The 17,852-nt window shown below is 68.3% G+C and carries 13 protein-coding genes; 7 read left to right on the top strand and 6 right to left on the bottom strand.

What is annotated here, in order from left to right; translation table 11 throughout:
* Positions 1–7 precede the first annotated feature (7 nt).
* The gene (locus IC40_RS0117950; RefSeq protein ID WP_030136077.1) at positions 8–1,177 is read left to right on the top strand and encodes a metallophosphoesterase family protein; all 1,170 of its coding nucleotides are present in this window, start codon (positions 8–10) and stop codon (positions 1,175–1,177) included.
* Positions 1,174–3,834, top strand: a complete 2,661-nt coding sequence (locus tag IC40_RS0117945; RefSeq protein WP_030136076.1) for an AAA family ATPase — start codon at positions 1,174–1,176, stop codon at positions 3,832–3,834. The genes IC40_RS0117950 and IC40_RS0117945 overlap by 4 nt, the downstream gene beginning before the upstream one ends.
* Before the next feature lie 10 nt (positions 3,835–3,844).
* On the opposite strand, the gene IC40_RS0117940 is transcribed toward IC40_RS0117945, so the two are convergent.
* Together IC40_RS0117940 and IC40_RS0117935 are read right to left on the bottom strand one after the other, a co-directional pair.
* On the bottom strand, positions 3,845–5,197 hold the full coding sequence (locus IC40_RS0117940; protein ID WP_030136075.1) for an LLM class flavin-dependent oxidoreductase: 1,353 nt from the start codon (positions 5,195–5,197) through the stop codon (positions 3,845–3,847).
* A 74-nt stretch (positions 5,198–5,271) separates the two neighbouring features.
* Positions 5,272–6,474, bottom strand: a complete 1,203-nt coding sequence (locus tag IC40_RS0117935; protein WP_030136074.1) for an acyl-CoA dehydrogenase family protein — start codon at positions 6,472–6,474, stop codon at positions 5,272–5,274.
* Between the two features lie 106 nt (positions 6,475–6,580).
* On the opposite strand from IC40_RS0117935, the gene IC40_RS0117930 reads away from it, so the two are divergent.
* Positions 6,581–7,825 carry an alpha/beta fold hydrolase gene (locus IC40_RS0117930; RefSeq protein WP_030136073.1) on the top strand — a complete coding sequence of 415 codons (1,245 nt, stop codon included), beginning with the start codon at positions 6,581–6,583 and terminating at the stop codon, positions 7,823–7,825.
* Here IC40_RS0117930 and IC40_RS0117925 read toward each other — a convergent pair.
* From IC40_RS0117925 to IC40_RS0117910, 4 genes are read right to left on the bottom strand one after another with little or no spacing between them, the layout of a single operon-like run.
* Entirely contained in the window at positions 7,815–9,479 is a 1,665-nt protein-coding gene (locus tag IC40_RS0117925) for an oligopeptide ABC transporter substrate-binding protein OppA (protein ID WP_030136072.1), read from the bottom strand. The two genes, IC40_RS0117930 and IC40_RS0117925, sit on opposite strands and share 11 nt — an antisense overlap.
* A gap of 11 nt (positions 9,480–9,490) precedes the next feature.
* On the bottom strand, positions 9,491–11,332 hold the full coding sequence (locus tag IC40_RS0117920) for an oligopeptide ABC transporter ATP-binding protein OppD (protein WP_030136071.1): 1,842 nt from the start codon (positions 11,330–11,332) through the stop codon (positions 9,491–9,493).
* On the bottom strand, positions 11,329–12,213 hold the full coding sequence (locus IC40_RS0117915; RefSeq protein ID WP_030136070.1) for an oligopeptide ABC transporter permease OppC: 885 nt from the start codon (positions 12,211–12,213) through the stop codon (positions 11,329–11,331). The genes IC40_RS0117920 and IC40_RS0117915 overlap by 4 nt, the downstream gene beginning before the upstream one ends.
* Positions 12,210–13,187, bottom strand: coding sequence for an oligopeptide ABC transporter permease OppB (locus IC40_RS0117910; protein ID WP_030136069.1), 978 nt, complete (start codon positions 13,185–13,187; stop codon positions 12,210–12,212). The genes IC40_RS0117915 and IC40_RS0117910 overlap by 4 nt, the downstream gene beginning before the upstream one ends.
* A gap of 125 nt (positions 13,188–13,312) precedes the next feature.
* On the opposite strand from IC40_RS0117910, the gene IC40_RS0117905 reads away from it, so the two are divergent.
* The 4 genes from IC40_RS0117905 (at position 13,313) to IC40_RS0117890 (ending at position 17,843) form a co-directional block, all read left to right on the top strand.
* The gene (locus IC40_RS0117905) at positions 13,313–13,567 is read left to right on the top strand and encodes a hypothetical protein (protein ID WP_030136068.1); all 255 of its coding nucleotides are present in this window, start codon (positions 13,313–13,315) and stop codon (positions 13,565–13,567) included.
* A gap of 70 nt (positions 13,568–13,637) precedes the next feature.
* Positions 13,638–14,393, top strand: coding sequence for a response regulator transcription factor (locus IC40_RS0117900; protein ID WP_036470313.1), 756 nt, complete (start codon positions 13,638–13,640; stop codon positions 14,391–14,393).
* Entirely contained in the window at positions 14,390–15,928 is a 1,539-nt protein-coding gene (locus tag IC40_RS0117895) for a sensor histidine kinase (RefSeq protein WP_030136066.1), read from the top strand. Before IC40_RS0117900 ends, IC40_RS0117895 begins: the two co-directional genes overlap by 4 nt.
* Positions 15,929–15,980: 52 nt before the next feature.
* Positions 15,981–17,843 (top strand): ArnT family glycosyltransferase, encoded by a 1,863-nt coding sequence (locus IC40_RS0117890; RefSeq protein WP_030136065.1) that lies wholly within the window; start codon positions 15,981–15,983, stop codon positions 17,841–17,843.
* Positions 17,844–17,852: the final 9 nt, after the last annotated feature.

Raw genomic sequence — 17,852 nt, 5'->3', positions numbered from 1 at the left:
TGCACCGATGCGCTTTCTGCATACTGCCGACTGGCAACTCGGGATGACGCGCCACTTCCTCAGTGCCGCCGGCGGAGAAGCGCAGTCGCGTTACGGTGCCGCCCGGCGGGAGGCGGTCGCCGGGCTCGGTGCGCTGGCCGCGGAGGTGGGCGCCGAGTTCGTCGTGGTGGCCGGGGACGTCTTCGAGGACAACCAGCTCTCGCCGCGGGAGGTCAGCCTGGCGCTGGAGGCCATGCGGGCCATCGAGGTCCCGGTGTATCTGTTGCCCGGCAACCATGATCAGCTCGACGCCGGTTCGGTCTACACCAGCACGCTCTTCGCCGCCGAGCGTCCGGCCAATGTCACGGTTCTCGACCGGGACGGCGTGTTCCGGGTGCGCCCCGGTGTGGAGATCCTCGCTGCCCCATGGCGTTCCAAGGCCCCGACCACCGATCTGGCCGCCGCCGCGACCGCGGGTGTGGTGGCCGACGGCACGGTCCGGGTGCTGGTCGCCCACGGGGGTGTGGACGTCCTGGATCCCGATTCGTCCAGGCCGTCGCTGATCAGGTTGGCCGCGCTGGAGGAGACGCTGGCTGCCGGCGCGGTGCACTATGTGGCGTTGGGGGACAGGCACTCTCGGACCGAGGTCGGCTCGACGGGCCGCGTCTGGTACTCCGGCGCTCCCGAGGTGACCAACTACGACGATGTCGAGACCGACCCGGGACATGTCCTGGTGGTCGATATCGACGAGGACGATCCCACCCATCCCGTGCAGGTCACTTCGCGCCGGGTCGGCAGGTGGCGCTTCATCACACTGCGTCACGATGTCAACGACGACCGTGATATCGCCGGGCTGGACATCAACCTCGACCAGTTACCCGATAAGGAGCGCACCGTGGTGCGCTTGGTGCTCACCGGGTCGCTGACCATCGGGCACAAGGCAGAACTCGACGACTGCCTGGATCGCTACGCCCGGTTGTTCGCCTCGCTGCGCACCTGGGACCGGCACTGCGATCTGGCGGTGTTGCCCGCCGACGGCGAGTTCGACGAGCTGTCGATCGGCGGTTTCGCCACCGGGGCCGTGCAGGAGTTGGTCGCCGCCGCGCGCGCCGACGGTACCGATGCAGATGACGCGCGGTCGGCGCTGGCATTGCTGCTGCGCCTGAGCGCGCCGCACGGACAGGGGAATGTCGCGTGAAGCTGCATCGGCTCACCCTCACCAATTATCGCGGCGTGCTGCACCGTGACATCGAGTTCCCCGAGCGTGGTGTCGTGGTGGTCAGCGGTGCCAACGAGATCGGCAAGTCCTCGATGATCGAGGCGTTGGACCTGTTGCTGACCGTTAAGGACCGGTCGTCGAAGAAGGAGGTCAAGGCGGTCAAGCCGACCCACGCCGACGTGGGTGCCGAGGTGAGCGCCGAGATCTCCACCGGGCCATACCGATTCATCTATCGCAAACGTTTCCACAAGAAGGCCGAGACCGTTCTCACCGAGCTGGCGCCGACCCGTCGTCAACTGACCGGGGACGAGGCCCACGATCGGGTGCTGGCGATTCTCGACGAGACGGTCGATACCGCGCTCTGGCAGGCGCAGCGGGTGCTGCAGGCCTCGGCGACCGCACCGGTGGACCTCTCGGGCTGTGATGCCCTTTCGCGGGCACTGGATGTGGCCGCCGGCGCAGCAGACGGTGCCGCCCAGGTCGCCGATGTCCTCGGCGGGTCGGCCGGTGATGCCGATCCGTTGTTGATCGACAAGATCGAGCGCGAGTATCTGGAGTACTTCACCGCGACCGGCAGGCCGACCGGAGTGTGGGCGGCGGCCACCTCTCGGTTGCGCGCGGCCGATGACGCCGTGGCGCAGTGCACCGCGGCGCTGCGCGAGGTCGAGCAGGCCGTCACCCAGCACGCGGTGCTCACCGCGGAGTTGTCCGGACTTGCCGAGCGGGTCAGTGCCGCCGAGGCGCGGCGCGCCGCAGCGCAGCAGTCCGCCGAGGCCGTCCGCACGCTCGCGGCCGCCCGCGATACCGCCAAGCTGTTGGCCGAGGCTGCCGGCGCCGCCCACGCCGCGGCGGCCGCGGCGGTGACCGAACGCCGCCGGATGCGCATCGATATCGACGAAAGGTCGACTGCGGCAGCAGAACTGGTGGCTACCGCGGCCGAATCCGCGCAGGCGCACCGGTTGGCGTGCGAGGTGGTCGAGGCCGCCGAGGCAGACGCCGAGCGGACCGACGCCCTTGCCGCGACCGCCGCGCAAGCCGTCGACACCGCGCGGGCCGACCTGGCAGCATGTGTCGCCCGTGATGAGGCCGCCAGGCTCGCGGCGCGGATCGCCAAGCTGGACACCGTCACCGCTGAGCTGGCCGGTATCGAACGCGAGTTGGCCAGCAATCCGATGACCGACACCCTGGTCAAGGAGATCGACGCCGCCGCACGTGCGGTGGAGCGTGCCACGGGGCGGGCCGAACTGGCCTCGGCGCACGTGGAACTCGTCGCGCTGGGCGATATCACCGTGCGGGTCGGCGACACGGCCGTCGACCTGGACACCGATGGCGACTGGGTCACCGCGATCGCCGAGCCCACCGTGATCGAGGTGCCAGGGGTGCTGCGTGCCCGGGTGTCACCGGGGGCCGACGCGCTGCAGACCCATGCCGAACTCGCGGCCGCGCACCGGGTGCTGGCAGAGCTACTGGAGAAGGCCGGGGTTGCCGACGTGGCGGCAGCTCGCGCGCTCGACGAGCGCCGCCGCGAGTTGCGCGCCGCGCGGTCCGCCGCCCAGGCCACCGTGGCCGCGCTCACCGACCACGAGACCGTGACGCAACTGCGCGCCCGCCATGCCGAGTTGACCGCCGGCGGGCCCGTTGGATCCGAGGCCGCGGGTCATATCGGTGACACCGATACCGCGCGCGCCGCGCTGACCGATGCCGTGGCCGCGCACACCGCGGCGGCCGAGCAGGCCACCCTGCGGCGCAACGTGGTCGCCGCGGCCACCGCGAAATGCAATGACGCTGCCGTTGCCGCCGGGATGCTGCGCCAGAAGCTCGAAGGTGTACAGGCCGAGCTGGACGCGGCCACCCAGCGGTTGACGGTCGCGCGGATGGCTGCGACCGACGAGCAGCTGAGCCTGCAGGCCGAGGCCGATGCCGAACGGGCGGGCCGGGCGACCGCGGAGCTGGCCCGCCTCGAGGGCGAACTGGCCGCAGCGCAGCCGGATGTCGTTGCCGCAGAACTCCGGTCGGCCACCGCGGCGTTGGAGGTCCTGCTGGGTGAGCGCGAGGCCGCCGCGACCGCGCTGGCCGAGATCTCCGCTGCCCTCAAGGTCTACGGCAGTCAGGGGCGCCGCGGCGCGCTGGATGCCGCCGAGGCCGAACGCGAGCACGCCCACGGCGAGTTCTTGCGGGTCGGTCGCCGAGCTCGTGCGGCGGGGTTGTTGCGCACCGTCATGCTGCGTCATCGGGAGTCGGCCCGGCTGCGCTATGTCGAGCCGTTCCGGGCCGAGATCGAGCGGTTGGGGCGGTTGGTGTTCGGACCGGACTTCGAGGTCGATATCGACACCGATCTGACCATCCGCAGCCGCACGCTGGCGGGCACCACCGTCGGCTATGAATCCCTCTCCGGCGGCGCCAAGGAACAGATGGGTATCGTCGCGCGGCTGGCCTGTGCGTCGCTGGTGGCCAAGGAGGACACGGTGCCCGTAGTCATCGACGACGCGCTCGGGTTCACCGACCCCGAGCGGTTGACGAAGATGGCCGCGGTGTTCGACGCCGTCGGCGGCGACGGCCAGGTGATCGTGCTGACCTGCAGCCCCGACCGGTACGCCGCCATCGACGATGCCCAGCTGATCGAGCTGACGGCCTAGTTGTCGTGATTTAGGCGACCGCCTCCACCCGGCCGGCTTCGGCCGATGCGGTGTCGAGGCCGAGGTGCTCGCGCAGCGTGTCACCGGTGTACTCGGTGCGGAACAACCCGCGCCGCTGCAGCTCGGGGACGACGTAGTCGACGAAATCGTTGAAGGTTCCCGGACTTTGGGCGGCCGACACCATGAAGCCGTCGGCCTCGCCGGCGGTGAACGACTCTTCGATCTGATCGGCGACCTGGGTCGCGGTGCCGACGAATTGCGGCAGCAGCACCCCCTGGGCGTACCACTTGCCGATATCGCGCAGTGTCAGGTTGTCGCGGTTGGCCACGCGCCGGGCGGTGTCGAACAAGCCCTGGGTCCCGGTCACCTGGACGTCCTCGACGGGTGCGTCCAGGTCGTATCGGGAGAAGTCGTGGTCGGTGTGCACGCTCAGCGTGATCAGACCCGAGATCGGATCGGCCAGCTCGTTGTGGAACGCCTGCTTCTCGCGGGCAATGGACTCGGTCTCGCCGATGAACGGGATGAATGCCGGGAAGATCAGCACCTGATCGGGGTTGCGGCCGAAATTGCTTGCCCGCGACTTGATGTCGTCATAGTAGGCGCGCCGGCCCTCCGGGGTGGGGTCGATCTCGAAGATGGCCTCGGCCCATCGGGCCGCGAAGTCCCGGCCGGTATTCGACGAGCCGGCCTGGATGAGCACCGGGCGACCCTGTGGGGAGCGGGGGACGTTCAGCGGACCGCGGGTGCGGAAGAACTTCCCGTCGTGTTCGACGCGGCGGATCTTGTCGGGGTCGGCGAACACGCCGGTGTTCTTGTCGACGACCAGTGCGTCGGGATCCCACGACGACCACAAGTCCAGGGTGGCGCGCAGGAACTCCTCGGCGCGCTCGTAACGGAACTCGTGATCGAGGTGGCTGTCCTGCCCGAAGTTCTGGGCCTCACTGGCCGTCAACGAGGTCACGATGTTCCATGCCACCCGACCTCGGGTGATGTGATCGAGGCTGGCGAAGATGCGGGCCAGCTCGTAGGGATGAAAGAAGGTGGCGGACTTGGTGATCGCGACGCCCAGCTTGGAGGTCACCGCACCGATGCTGGCCGCGACGATCGACGGGTCCAGGGTGGCGGTCGCCTGGGTGCCGCGGCGCAGCGGTTCGGTGATATCGCGACCGTACTGGGCCGGGGCCGCCAGCAGGTCGGCGAAGAACACGAAGTCGAACTTGCCGCGCTCCAGTATCCGCCCGATGCGGTGGTAGTACTCGGGGCTGGTGAAGTCGGTGTCGCTGCCCGGGTGGCGCCACGCGGCGTGCGAGTGGGTCACCTGGGATGCGATCTGGAATCCGCCGAGGTGCAGCTGCTTGGGCATGGTTGGGTCACCTTTTCCGTGATTTGTGGAGCGGCACCCGCGCCGAGCGCGGGTACCGCTCCACAAGTCGCTGGTCAGAAGTACGCGTTGGCGGGTAGCGGTGCGTCGTGCAGCAGGTTCTGCCCGATGGCCCGCGCCTTCAGCCCGACCGGGTTGTGCAATGTGATGGTGCGGATGTTGCGCCAGTGGCGGTCGAGGTTGCGGGTCCTGCTGGCGGCGCTGGCACCACCGAGCTCGAGCAGCCGGGATGCGGCGTCCGGGGCGATGGCGTCCAGATGAACCTTGACCTTGGCCACCCGCAGTTGTGCTTCGGTGGCCAGTGCTGCGTCCGGCACGCCGTCGATCTCCGAATCGGTGGCCGCACCGATGGCCGCGGCGGCGTCCAGCACGGCGACGCGTGCCACGTGCGCGGTGCTGGCGAGCTCACCGAGCTGACGCTGCAGCAGCGGATCATTGGTCGGGCTCTCGGCGACGGCGTGACTGAAGCTGCGTTCCCGGGACCGCAGCAGCGCGACTCCGTCGTCGACCACGTTGGCCAGCACACCGGCCACCACGGCATGGATGTAGAGCTGCAGGGAGGCGTACTGCACGGTCGGCACCGGCTCGGCGTCATAGGGGGTGTCGGCGAGTACCTCGTCCTCAGCCACCGCGACGCCGGCGAACGTGGTGGTCCCGGTGCCGGTCCGGCGCTGGCCGAAACCGTCCCAGTCGTCGATGATCTTGACTCCGGGCCGGTCGGCGGGCACCACCACGGTGGCGACCGAGTCGTGGTCGGTGGTGGCGGTCGCGGTCAGGTAGTCGGCGAACAGCGTGCCGGTGCTGTAGTACTTCTCACCATCCAGTCGGTAGCCACCCTCGGGCCGGGGCAGCAGGCGGGTGTTGAACACCAGGCTGCCGACGGCATTGCTGCCCTTTTCGCTGAAGGCGTTACCGAAGATCTTGCCGTCGGCAGCCAGCTCCAGCCAGGCACGGGACTGGGCGCGCAACCGCTCCTCCACAAACCAGAAATGCGCCCGGAAGATGTGGGCGACAATCGGATCGGCGCGGGCGACATCGATGACCGCCGAAAACAGCTGGGGCACGGTCAGGCCCGCGCCACCGAGTTCCCTCGGCAGGCGCAGGGTGCCGAAACCGGCTCGCTTCAACGCCGCTACCTGGTCAAATGGATTCTCGTCGTTGAGGTCTCGGTCACGGGATCCGGCTCCGATACTGTTCAGCAGATCGGTCCATTCCGGTGTTCCCGGCAGGATGTGGTGGGTGTTCTCGACCGTCGTCATGCCTCAGTAGTACCGAGGGACCGCCGATGCCCGCACGGCTTGTGCTCACCACGATCCTGAGAACGGGCTCCGCGGACTCTCATGAACGCCCCGAGAGGCACAATGAATGACGATGATCTCCCTCGCGCGCCGCCGGGCACACGACAGGCTTGCTGCCCAGCCGGGCGTGCGAGCCGTCCGGCGGCCCCTCGTTGCGGGCGCCGGGGACCAGTTCGACCTGCACTATGTGCGCACGGGCCGTAAGTCCGCGCATCCGATCGTCGTCATCCCCGGTGGTCCAGGGGCCGCGTCGGTGGCTCTGTACCGGGCCTTCCGCAGGAAGGCCGCCCACGCCGGTCTGGACGTCATCATGGTCGAGCACCGTGGGGTCGGCCTGTCCCGCCAGGACGACGACGGCCGCGACCTGCCGCCCGAGGCGATGACCGTCGACGCCGCGGTCGACGATATCGCCGCCGTGCTCGATGATGCCGGGGTCGAGGCCGCCCACATCTACGGCGCGTCGTATGGGACATACCTGGCCGCCGGATTCGGTGTTCGGCATTCGGGACGGGTGGCGGGCATGGTGCTGGATTCCCCGCTGCTGTCCGCCGGCGATATCGCCGAGGTGCGTGCCCACGTCCGTGCGGTGTTGTGGGACGGCGAACCGGGTACCGAGGAGCTCGCGGCCATGATCCGCGAGCTGGTGGCCCGTGGTGACTTCGGACCGACCGCGGTGCTCCGCGCGACGGGGCTCTACGAACTGGCCGGACCCGACGTCCTGCGCCGCCAGTTGGAGCTGCTGGTGGCCGGACACGATTGGTTGTGGGCGGCCGTCGGGCTGGGAACCCGGCTGATGGTCGAACGGGAGACGGCGTTCCATCACGAGCCCGATCTGGTCGAGCGCATCGCCTACCGCGAGCTCAACTACGGTGCCGAGCCCGACGGCGGCCCGTTGGACCCGGCCGTCGCCCTGCGCGAGGTTGCGCTCGGAGATCCCGACTTCGTGTCCGAGCCCTACGATCTGATCGCCGCGATGCCGGGCTTCAGCTGGCCCACCGCGGTGCTTTCGGGCGGCCGTGATCTCACCACCCCGCCGGCGGTCGCACGTCGGATCGCCGGACTCATCCCGGAGGCGACGCTGGTGGAGCTGCCGACCGCCGGACACAGCATGTTGGACACCCGCGAGCGGGCCGCGCTGCAGGTCTGCCGGGCCGTCAGTTCCGGCCAGACCGGCGAACTGGCCGCACGGGCGGCCGAACTCGACGCGCTGCCGGCCAACCGCAGCATCCGCCTGCTGGTGCGCGGCGTCGAACTGGCCGCCAAGGCCGAAGGCATCGTGCCCGACGGGGTACCGCGACTGGCTACTTCATGAAGCCCATCGTCGAGTAGTTGATATCTCCGATGCCGGTCGGGCCGTAGTTGGCCAGATTGCTGCGCACCGCCATGTTGCCGGGTGCCTGGAACAGCGGCAGGCTGTGCCCGACGTCCCAGATCAACTTGTCCAGCTCGTTGGCCTGTTCGCGAGCCTTGGCCGGGTCGAGCTCGGCGAGTGTCTCCTCGATCTTGGCGTCGACCTCTGCGCTGCCGATCTTGCCGTAGTTGCTCTCACCGCCGGAGGCGTAGATCTGGGTGAGGCTCGCCACCGGGAAAGCATCGCCGCCCCAGGCGAATTGGGCGATATCGAAGTTTCCGGTGGTGACGTACTTGGGGAACAGATCGCCACCGGCGGCGGGAACCAACTCCAGGTTGATCCCGATCTGGGCCAGCTGATTCTGCGCGATCTGTGCCACGGCGCGGGTGCTCTGCCCGTCGTAGAAGACGTTGCGGATCTTCAGCTGGCGGCCGTCCTTCTCCCGGAATTGGCCGTTCATCTTCCAGCCCAGCGCGTCGAGATCGGCCTTGGCCGCCTCCGGATCGAAGGCGATGCTGTTGTCCTGGTAGCCCTCCTGGCCGGCCAGGTAGATGTGATTGTTCAATGCCGCCGGGGTATCGGCCAGCCCACGCTGGGTGACCTGGGCGATGGCCTGGCGGTCAAGCCCCTTGGCGATCGCGGTGCGCAATCCGGGGTCGGACAGGATCGCGCCGTCGGCACCGTTCATCGTGAGGTGATACCAGTTCGGTGCGGGGGCGCGTCGGATCGTGACCCCTGGCGTGCGCCTGGCGTTCTCCAGATCGTCCAGGGAGGCCAGCCCGGCTGCGTCGAGCGCGTTGTTCTGTAGGGCCGGGATCACCGCGGCGTCATCGAGCACGGAATAGGTGATGGAGTCCAGCAGCGGCGGGGTGCCCCACCATTTGGGGTTGCGGGTCAACACGATCCGTTGCGCGGCGCGGTCCACCGTGCTGATCATGAAGGGTCCGGCCGATGCCGACGGGCCGTTGAGGAAGCCCCGGTTGAATGCCTCCGGGTCGGAGGTGACGGACTTGGGCGCGAGCATCGCGTTACCGGCGAACATCCCGCGCCAGTCGGCGAAATGCTTGCTGAAGGTGATGACGGCCTGACGATCGTCGACCCCTTTGGTCACCGACTCGACGCGCTCGCTGCCGTTGGGCGAGGCGAACAGGAAGCGCTTGTCCTTACCGCTGGTGGCATTGATCTGGGCGGCCATGTCCTCCCAGGTGATGGGGGAGCCGTCGCTCCACACGGCCTTGGGATTGATCGTGTAGGTCACGACCTGCGGGTCGGTGCTGGTGAGTTCGACATCGGTGAAGTAGTCGCTGTTGACCGTCATCTCACCGTCGGGCTTGATGACGAAGGCCCGCGGCAGGGTGGCGCGCAGCATCCTGCCGAGCTCGCCGAGGTTGCCGTCGATGTGTAGATAGTTGAAGTTGGGTGGGAATCCGGTCAGCGGAAGACGCAGGTTGCCGCCCTGTTGCAGCGTCGCCGGGTCCTGCGGGTTGATATCGGCGGTGGCGCCGATCTCGGCATTGCCGCCCGCCGATGGCACCGAGGTGTCGGGGCTGGAACAACCGGTCAGGGCCAGCGCCGTCACGGACGCGACGGCGAGCAGACGCGAAATCGCACTCATGCGATCTGACTCTAACGGTGATCGGGTGCGGGGCGGGGGACCGCCGACAACAGCCGACGCGTGTACTCGTGCCGGGGGTCGGTGAAGACCTGCTCGCTGTCGCCCTGCTCCACGATGCTGCCCCGGTGCATGACGGCCACCCGGTGGGCGAGATGACGCACCACCGACAGGTCGTGGGAGACGAACAGATACGCCAACCCGAACCGCTCCTGCAGGTCCAGCAGCAGGTTGATGATGCCCGCCTGGATCGACACATCCAGTGCCGACACCGGTTCGTCGAGCGCGAGGATCTTCGGTTGCAAGGCCAGTGCCCTGGCGATCCCGATGCGTTGCTTCTGCCCACCGGAGAAGTCGGCGGGGTAACGGCCGGCATCGGCGCGCCGCAGCCCGACCAGCCCCAACAGCTCGGCGACCCGATCCTGGGTATCGGCTTTGTCGAAGCCGTTGGCGCGCAGCGGTTCTGCCAGGACATCGAATACCGGCATGCGGGGGTCCAGGGAGGCGACCGGATCCTGGAACACGACCTGCAGGTCACCGCGCAGGGCGCGCCGGCTCCGGCGATCCAGGGTGGCGACGTCGGTACCGAGAATCTCGATACGGCCGGACTCGGGTGCGCTCAGATCGAGGATCTGGTGCAGGGTGGTGGACTTGCCGGAACCGGACTCACCGACGATACCCAGCGTGCGGCCCAGCTCCAGGTCGAAGCTGACGCCGTCGACGGCGCGCACCTCACCGATCTGTCGGCGCAGCACCACCCCCTTGGTCAGGGTGTAGGTCTTGGTCAACTCGCGCACCGACAACACGATGTCGCCGACCTCGGCGGGCACCGTCAGGGCGGACTCGGTCGGTGCGGACACCCCGTAGATCTGCGCGGCGCTGCGGCCCGCGACCTGCTCGTGCCTGATGCAGGCGGCCTGATGGGCGGGACCGACGGTCACCAGTTCCGGTTCGGCGCTGCTGCACTCGTCGATGGCCAGCGGGCAGCGCGGCGTGAACGGACAACCATCGGGCAGCGCAGCCAGTGACGGGGGAGCGCCCGGTATCGGCACCAACCGTTCGCCCCGCGGCGCATCCAATCGCGGAACCGATCCCAGAAGTCCTGCGGTGTAAGGCATTCGGCGGTCGCGGTAGAGCCGGTCCACCGGTGCGGTCTCGACCGCGCGTCCGGCGTACATCACCAAGGCCCGGTCGGCGAACTCGGCGACGACCCCCAGGTCATGGGTGATGATCAGCACCCCGGCCCCGGTGACATCACGCGCCGTGCGCAGCACGTCGAGGATCTGCGCCTGCACGGTGACATCGAGAGCGGTGGTGGGTTCGTCGCATATCAACAGGTCGGGATCGTTGGCGATCGCGATCGCGATGACCACCCGTTGCCGCTCACCGCCGGACAGTTCGTGGGGAAACGCCCTGGCGCGCCGGTCGGGCTGGTTGATCCCGACGAGCTCGAGCAATTCGACCGCACGGTTGCGGGCCGTCCTGGCGTCGATATCGCGCTGGTGGATCCGGAGTGCCTCGGCGATCTGGTCGCCCACGGTGTACACCGGCGTCAGGGCCGACATCGGATCCTGGAAGACGGTGCCGATGCGTGCGCCCCGGATCCGCGACATCTCGGTGTCGCCGAGCCCGATGAGTTCCTGGCCCTGTAGCCGGACCGACCCGGTCACCGTGGCGAACTCGGGCAACAATCCGACCACGGCCATCGCACCCGCGGACTTGCCCGCGCCCGATTCCCCGACCAGGGCGACCACCTCACCGGCCGCCACCGTGTAATTCAGGCCGCGCACCGCCGCCACCGTCTCGGTCTCCCCGGGGAATTCGACGCGCAGATCGCGCACCTCCAGCAGCGTCATGCCCGTCGCCTCCCCGGTCGTGCCGCCGGGTCCAACGCGTCGCGTAGACCGTCACCGACCAGGTTGGCGCACAGCACGATCAGCACCAGCACGCCGGCGGGGAACAGGAAAACCCACGGGAACGTCGTCACCGACCGGGTGCCGTCGGCGATCAGGGTGCCCAGCGACACATCAGGGGGCTGCACACCGAAACCGAGGAAGCTGAGCCCGGTTTCGGCGAGGATCGCCAACCCGACATTGAGTGCGGTGTCGATGATCAGGATGGAAGCCACGTTCGGCACGATGTGGCGGACGATGATCCGCCAGTTCGATACGCCCATATAGCGTGCGGCCGCGACGAATTCGCGTTCCCGCAGACTCATCGTCATACCGCGAACGATCCGCGAACTGATCATCCAGGAAAAGCATGCCAGCAGCACGATCAGCCACAGGATCGAGCCCGATTCCCTGGTCCGTGGCGTCACGATGGCGATCAGCAGGAAGCTCGGCACCACCAGCAGCAGGTCAACCATCCACATCAGGGTGCGGTCCCGCCAACCACCGAAGTACCCCGCGATCGCGCCGACGGTGGCCGCGATGATCGTCGAGATGAACGCGACCGCCATCCCGATCAAGAGAGACTTCTGCATGCCGCGCAGGGTCTGGGCCAGCAGGTCCTGACCGATGGCGTTGGTGCCGAACCAGTGTGTGGGGGAGGGAGGTTGCTGCAGCGCGTAGTAGTCGAGGTCGGTATGTGAGTAGGGCAGCAGCGGCGGCAGCAGCCAACAGCCTGCGAAGAGCAGGCACAGCACGGTGACCGCGACGACGGCGGGCCGGTTGCGCAGGAACCGGCGCAGCACCAGGGTGCGACGTGAGACGAACTGATAGTCGGTATCGGTCACGAGACACGCACCCGTGGGTCGAGGGCGGCGTAGATGACGTCCGAGAGCAGACCGGCCAGCAGGATCGTCACGCCGGTGAACACGGTGATGGCCACCACGATGTTCGTGTCCTGGGTGCTGATGCCCTGGATCACCCACTCGCCCATGCCATGCCAGCCGAAGATCTTCTCCACGAAGACCGCTCCGGTGAACAGTCCGCCCACGCTGTAGGCGAACAGCGTGGCCATCGGGATCAGGGCGGTCCGCAGGCCGTGCTTGAACAGCGCCTGGCGTCGGGTGAGCCCCTTGGCGCGGGCGGTCCTGATGAAATCCTGGCCGAGCACGTCGAGCATGGCATTGCGCTGGTACCGGCTGAAGCCTGCGATGGCGGCCAGCGCGAGGGTGAAGGTCGGCAGCACCAGATGCTGTAACCGGTCGATGAGTTGATTCCCGAATCCGCCCACCGCATCGGACGACGTTTCCCCGGTGTATTCGAACAACTGGACACCCAGCACCGAATTGACCTTGAGGGCGCCCAGGATCAGCAGGTTGGCGACGACGAAGGTGGGCGCGCTGAGGATCAACAGCGATACGACGGTGATGGCGCGGTCGGAGAATCGGTATTGCCGGATGGCGCCCCAGGCCCCGACCACCACGCCGATCACGGTGCCCAGCACCGATCCGATCAGCACCAGCCGCAGGCTCACCCCGATGCGCCGCCACAGTTCCTCGCTGACGGGCTGGCCGGTGACGGTCGTGCCGAAGTCGCCGCGCACCGCACCGGAGACCCAGTCCAGATAACGGACCGGGATCGGCTTGTCCAGGTTCAGTTCGGCGGCCTTGGCATCGATGACGACCTGCGGTGGGCGCGGGTTGCGTTCCAACAGGCTGTCGAGCGGGGAGAAGGTCAGCGAGGTCAGCGTGAACGTCAGCACCGATGCCAGGGCCAGCAGGATGGCGTAGTTCAGCAGCCGGCGCATCAGGAAGCGGGTCATGCGGTGGCTCCGCCGCGGTGCTGCATCCCGACAGGTTAGGAGATCTGCCAAGTCCAGGTGCGGTGGCCCACGTCCGGCGCGCCGACCAGGTTTTTACGGGCCGGGCTGCGGGTAGTCCTCCGCACATGACATCCAACAAGCTGAAGCTGATCTTTGCCGGTGCGGGGGTGGGTGCCGTGCTGGGGATGGCGGGCCTGACGGTTGCCACCCAGATGCCCACCCTGAGCGCCGAGCCCACCGAACCGACGGCCGTCACCACACCCAGCTCCGAGGAGCCGGCGGCGTGGCCGCCCACCGATGGTGCGGAACCCGAGGTGGGGCCGGCGCCCGAGGAGACGGTCATTCCGACCACGACCACCACGCTGCCGCCCGCTCCCTGATCCGAGCTTTCATAGCGGGCTCACAGGAACGGCACATGCCGCGCCCACCCGGGCGTCGATAATGGAAGGCATGTCCCCCTCAGCCCGCGGGTCGGCCCACGACGCTCCGGTGCGCGCAACGATGCGCAGAGCCGACGGCAAGCCGATCCAGGTGCTGGTTGTCGATGACGAGCCGGTGCTGGCCGAGTTGGTGTCGATGGCCCTGAGATACGAGGGGTGGGACATCGCCACCGCCGGTGACGGTGCCGCGGCGCTCGCCCTCGCGCGTGAGAACCCACCGGACGTCGTGGTGCTCGATGTGATGCTGCCCGATATGAGCGGTCTGGATGTGCTGCGGTCGCTGCGCGAACGGCAGCCGGGTCTGCCGCTATTGCTGCTGACTGCCAAGGACTCGGTCGAGGATCGCATCGCGGGGCTCACTGCGGGCGGCGACGATTACGTCACCAAACCCTTCAGCATCGAAGAGGTGGTGCTCCGGCTGCGTGCGCTGCTCCGTCGCACCGGAGTGGCCGACGATGCCAGCGACGCCCAGCTCGTCGTCGGCGATCTCATTCTCGACGAGGACAGCCACGAGGTCAGCCGGGGTGGCGAGCCGATCACGCTGACCGCCACCGAATTCGAGTTGTTGCGGTTCATGATGCGCAACGCCAAACGGGTGCTCAGCAAGGCCCAGATCCTCGATCGGGTGTGGAGCTACGACTTCGGCGGCCGGTCCAACATCGTCGAGCTCTACGTGTCCTACCTGCGCAAGAAGATCGACAGCGGTCGCGAGCCTATGATCCACACCCTCCGCGGCGCCGGTTACGTCCTGCGCCCGCCGCGATGAGGCGGGTCTTCACCCCCCGGGCATGGTCGCTGGGTACGCGCCTGGTCGTCAGTCTGGTGACCCTGCTGGCGGTTGTCTGCGTGACCATCGGCGTGGTCAGTGAATTTGCCTTACAACGCTTCCTGATGCGCCAGCTCGATGGTCAGGTGGTCGAGGCGGCTAATCGCTCGGCGGCCATCCTGGAGCTGCCACCGCCGTTTTTCCGCTATCCGCCGCACCCGGGAAGCATCCCACCCGATCCGGAGCTCTCCGGCAAGCCCAATCCATTCCGGTTCGATCCCGAACGAGGGCCCGGGCCCGGTTTTCTCAACGCACCCGGTCAGGCCATCCACACGGTGGGCGTGGTGACCGGCGGGGGTCGGACGGATGCGGGGGTCATCACCGCTGCCGGATCGACCGCCGACATCAGCTCGGCCGCAACAGAACAACTGGTCCAGGTGCCTCCCAGTCAGGTGCCCGTGAGCCTGAAGATCGACGGCCTCGGTTCCTATCGGGTGATCGCCATACCTGCCCGGCACGGCCCGCAGACTTTGATCGTCGGACTGCCCACCGCGGTCGTGGACGACACCCTGCTCTGGGTGTTGGTGATGTTCTGTGCGGTCTCGGCGATCGCCCTTGCTGCAGCGACGATCGTCGGAAGTGTGATCATCCGACGCCAGATGGCACCCCTGGAACGGGTGGCGGCGGCAGCCCGCGATGTCGCCGATCTCGAACTCGACACCGGAGAGGTGCGCCTGCCGACGACGATCGTCGCGGTGGACCCGGTCAGCGCCCATACCGAGGTCGGTCAGCTCAGCGCGGCGCTCAACCGGATGCTCAACCGGATTGCCGCGGCGCTGCGGGCGCGCCATGACAGCGAGACCAGGGTGCGGCAGTTCGTCTCCGATGCCAGCCATGAGCTGCGCACCCCGTTGGCCGCCATCCGCGGGTATACCGAACTGGCCCAACGAAAGAGCGCCGAGTTACCGGACGATGTCGCGCACGCGATGAACCGGGTCGAATCCGAGACACGGCGGCTGACCACGCTCGTCGAGGACATGCTGTTACTCGCCCGTCTCGACGAGGGCCGACCGCTGGAGAGCGAACCGGTGGACCTGGCCCAGGTGGTGCTCGATGCCGCCGGTGACGCGCATGCCGCTGGCCCCGATCACGATTGGACGCTGGACCTACCCGATGAACCCGTCTACGTCACCGGCGACCGGGCCAGGTTGCATCAGGTGCTGACCAATCTGCTCACCAATGCCCGGGTGCATACGCCGGCAGGAACCACGGTGACGACGTCGGTCACGACGGACGGTATGGGCGAGGTGGTGCTGACCGTGGCCGATGATGGCCCGGGTATCCCGGATGCATTGCAGCCGGAGGTGTTCGAGCGGTTCGCCCGCGGTGACTCCTCGCGCTCGCGCCGCGGCGGCAGCACAGGCCTGGGACTGGCCATCGTCGCCGCCGTCGTCAAGGCCCACCGCGGTCGGCTGGAACTGCACAGCGTGCCGGGCGATACCCGCTTCGTGGTCATTCTGCCGGCTCATAGCTGAGGCACAGCAGGCTCAAATCGTTCGCGTAGCGACCGTCGCCACGATGAGGGTGATGACTGCCGTCCGGATCGCCCCGCAACGCCTTGCCCCGCAACGAATTGCCTTTGGTGCCCTGCTGGTACTCACCGGAGCGCTCTACCTGTGGAATCTGTCGGTCAACGGCTGGGCCAACACGTTCTACGCCGCCGCCGTACAGGCGGGAAGCCAGAACTGGACGGCGTTGCTGTTCGGGTCCAGTGACCCGGCCAACGCCATCACCGTCGACAAGACGCCCGGAGCACTGTGGGTGATGGGCCTGTCGGCGCGGATCTTCGGATTCAACTCGTGGTCGCTGCTGGTGCCGCAGGCGTTGATGGGCGTCGCGTCGGTGGCGCTGCTCTACGCGTCGGTGCGGCGGGTCGGCGGCCCGGTAGCCGCCTGGTTGGCCGGCGCGGCCCTGGCGGTGACGCCGGTGGCCACGCTGATGTTCCGCTTCGACAATCCCGACGCCCTGCTGGTGCTGCTGTTGGTGGCCGCCGCCTACTGTGTGCAGCGCGCCTGCGAGCCCGAGGCCGGACGCTGGTGGTTGATGGGCGTCGGTGCGCTGTGCGGATTCGCCTTCCTCGCCAAGATGATGCAGGCATTTCTGGTACTGCCGGCCTTCGCGGTCACCTACCTTGTGTGCGCGGCGGTTCCGCTGTGGACGCGACTGCGGCGGCTGGCCGCGGCAACGGCGACGCTGGTGTTGGTCGGCGGTTGGTATCTGGTGTTGGTGGAACTGTGGCCCGCCGCCGAGCGACCGTATATCGGTGGCTCGCAACACAACAGCATCGTCGAACTCGCCCTCGGCTACAACGGTGTGAGCCGGTTGACCGGCGCACAGGCCGGCGGATTGGGCAACCCGAATTTCGATGTGGGCTGGGCGCGATTGGTCGGTCCTGGCATGGGTGCCGAGATCGGCTGGCTGCTGCCCGCGGCGCTGATCGGCATGGTCGCGGGATTCGTGGTGTGCAGACGCGCGCCCCGCACCGACCCGGCGCGGACGACGCTGATCGTCTGGGGCGGTTGGCTGGTGGTGACGGCCGGGGTGTTCAGCTTCGCCAACGGTATCGTGCACCCGTATTACACCGTCGCGCTGGCGCCCGCGGTGGCCGCCTGCGCCGCCATCGGTGCAGATCTGTTGTGGCGCAACCGCAGCCAACTGTGGTGCCGGTTGGTGATGGCCGCCATGGTGGCGGCCACGGCGGGTCTGGCCTTCGTGCTCCTGGCCCGGCTGCCGGATTGGCTGCCATGGTTACGGTGGCTGATCGTGGTGACGGGCGCGATCGCGGTGGTGCTGGTGATGACGCGCACGCTCGCGCCGGTCGCGGCCGTCCTGGGCGTCGCGTGTGCGCTCGCCGGGCCCGTCGCATACTCGGTCGCCACCGCGGCGACCCCGCACACCGGCGCGGTCCCGTCGGTGGGTCCCGCCCACTCCGGCCCGCCGTTCGGCGGATCCTTCCCGGGTCCGCCGCCGGACGAGCCCGGTGACGGTGGTCGCGGTCGCGGGGGTCCACCACCGTTCGGGGGCGGGTTGTTCGCGGCCCCGACACCCGGACCCGACCTCGTCGCCCGGCTGAAGGACGATGCCGACCGTTACACCTGGCCGGCCGCGGTGGTCGGCTCGACCAACGCCGCTGGTTACCAACTGGCCGCCGACGTGCCGGTGCTGGCCGTGGGGGGTTTCAACGGCACCGATCCCGCGCCGACCCTCGACCGTTTCCAGCAGTTGGTGGCCGACGGCCGGATTCACTACTTCATCGACGCGCACATGATGGGCGGCCGCGGTGACCACGCGGGCAGCCACGACGCGGCCGATATCACCGCCTGGGTACACCGTAGTTACGCGCCGGTTACCGTTGGCGGCACCGTCATCTACGACCTGACGGACTCATAGCGTGCACAC

The organism is Mycolicibacterium neoaurum ATCC 25795 (genome assembly GCF_000691525.1).
Lineage (GTDB): Bacteria > Actinomycetota > Actinomycetes > Mycobacteriales > Mycobacteriaceae > Mycobacterium > Mycobacterium neoaurum.
This window is presented reverse-complemented; position numbering and strand designations above follow the sequence as displayed.

Coding starts and splice junctions, on each gene's coding strand:
- IC40_RS0117930 (WP_030136073.1), top strand. CDS start 6,581: ATGACGATGATCTCCCTCGCGCGCCGCCGGGCACACGACAGGCTTGCT.
- IC40_RS0117940 (WP_030136075.1), bottom strand. CDS start 5,197: ATGCCCAAGCAGCTGCACCTCGGCGGATTCCAGATCGCATCCCAGGTG.
- IC40_RS0117895 (WP_030136066.1), top strand. CDS start 14,390: ATGAGGCGGGTCTTCACCCCCCGGGCATGGTCGCTGGGTACGCGCCTG.
- IC40_RS0117905 (WP_030136068.1), top strand. CDS start 13,313: ATGACATCCAACAAGCTGAAGCTGATCTTTGCCGGTGCGGGGGTGGGT.
- IC40_RS0117910 (WP_030136069.1), bottom strand. CDS start 13,187: ATGACCCGCTTCCTGATGCGCCGGCTGCTGAACTACGCCATCCTGCTG.
- IC40_RS0117950 (WP_030136077.1), top strand. CDS start 8: ATGCGCTTTCTGCATACTGCCGACTGGCAACTCGGGATGACGCGCCAC.
- IC40_RS0117920 (WP_030136071.1), bottom strand. CDS start 11,332: ATGACGCTGCTGGAGGTGCGCGATCTGCGCGTCGAATTCCCCGGGGAG.
- IC40_RS0117900 (WP_036470313.1), top strand. CDS start 13,638: ATGTCCCCCTCAGCCCGCGGGTCGGCCCACGACGCTCCGGTGCGCGCA.
- IC40_RS0117890 (WP_030136065.1), top strand. CDS start 15,981: ATGACTGCCGTCCGGATCGCCCCGCAACGCCTTGCCCCGCAACGAATT.
- IC40_RS0117935 (WP_030136074.1), bottom strand. CDS start 6,474: ATGACGACGGTCGAGAACACCCACCACATCCTGCCGGGAACACCGGAA.
- IC40_RS0117925 (WP_030136072.1), bottom strand. CDS start 9,479: ATGAGTGCGATTTCGCGTCTGCTCGCCGTCGCGTCCGTGACGGCGCTG.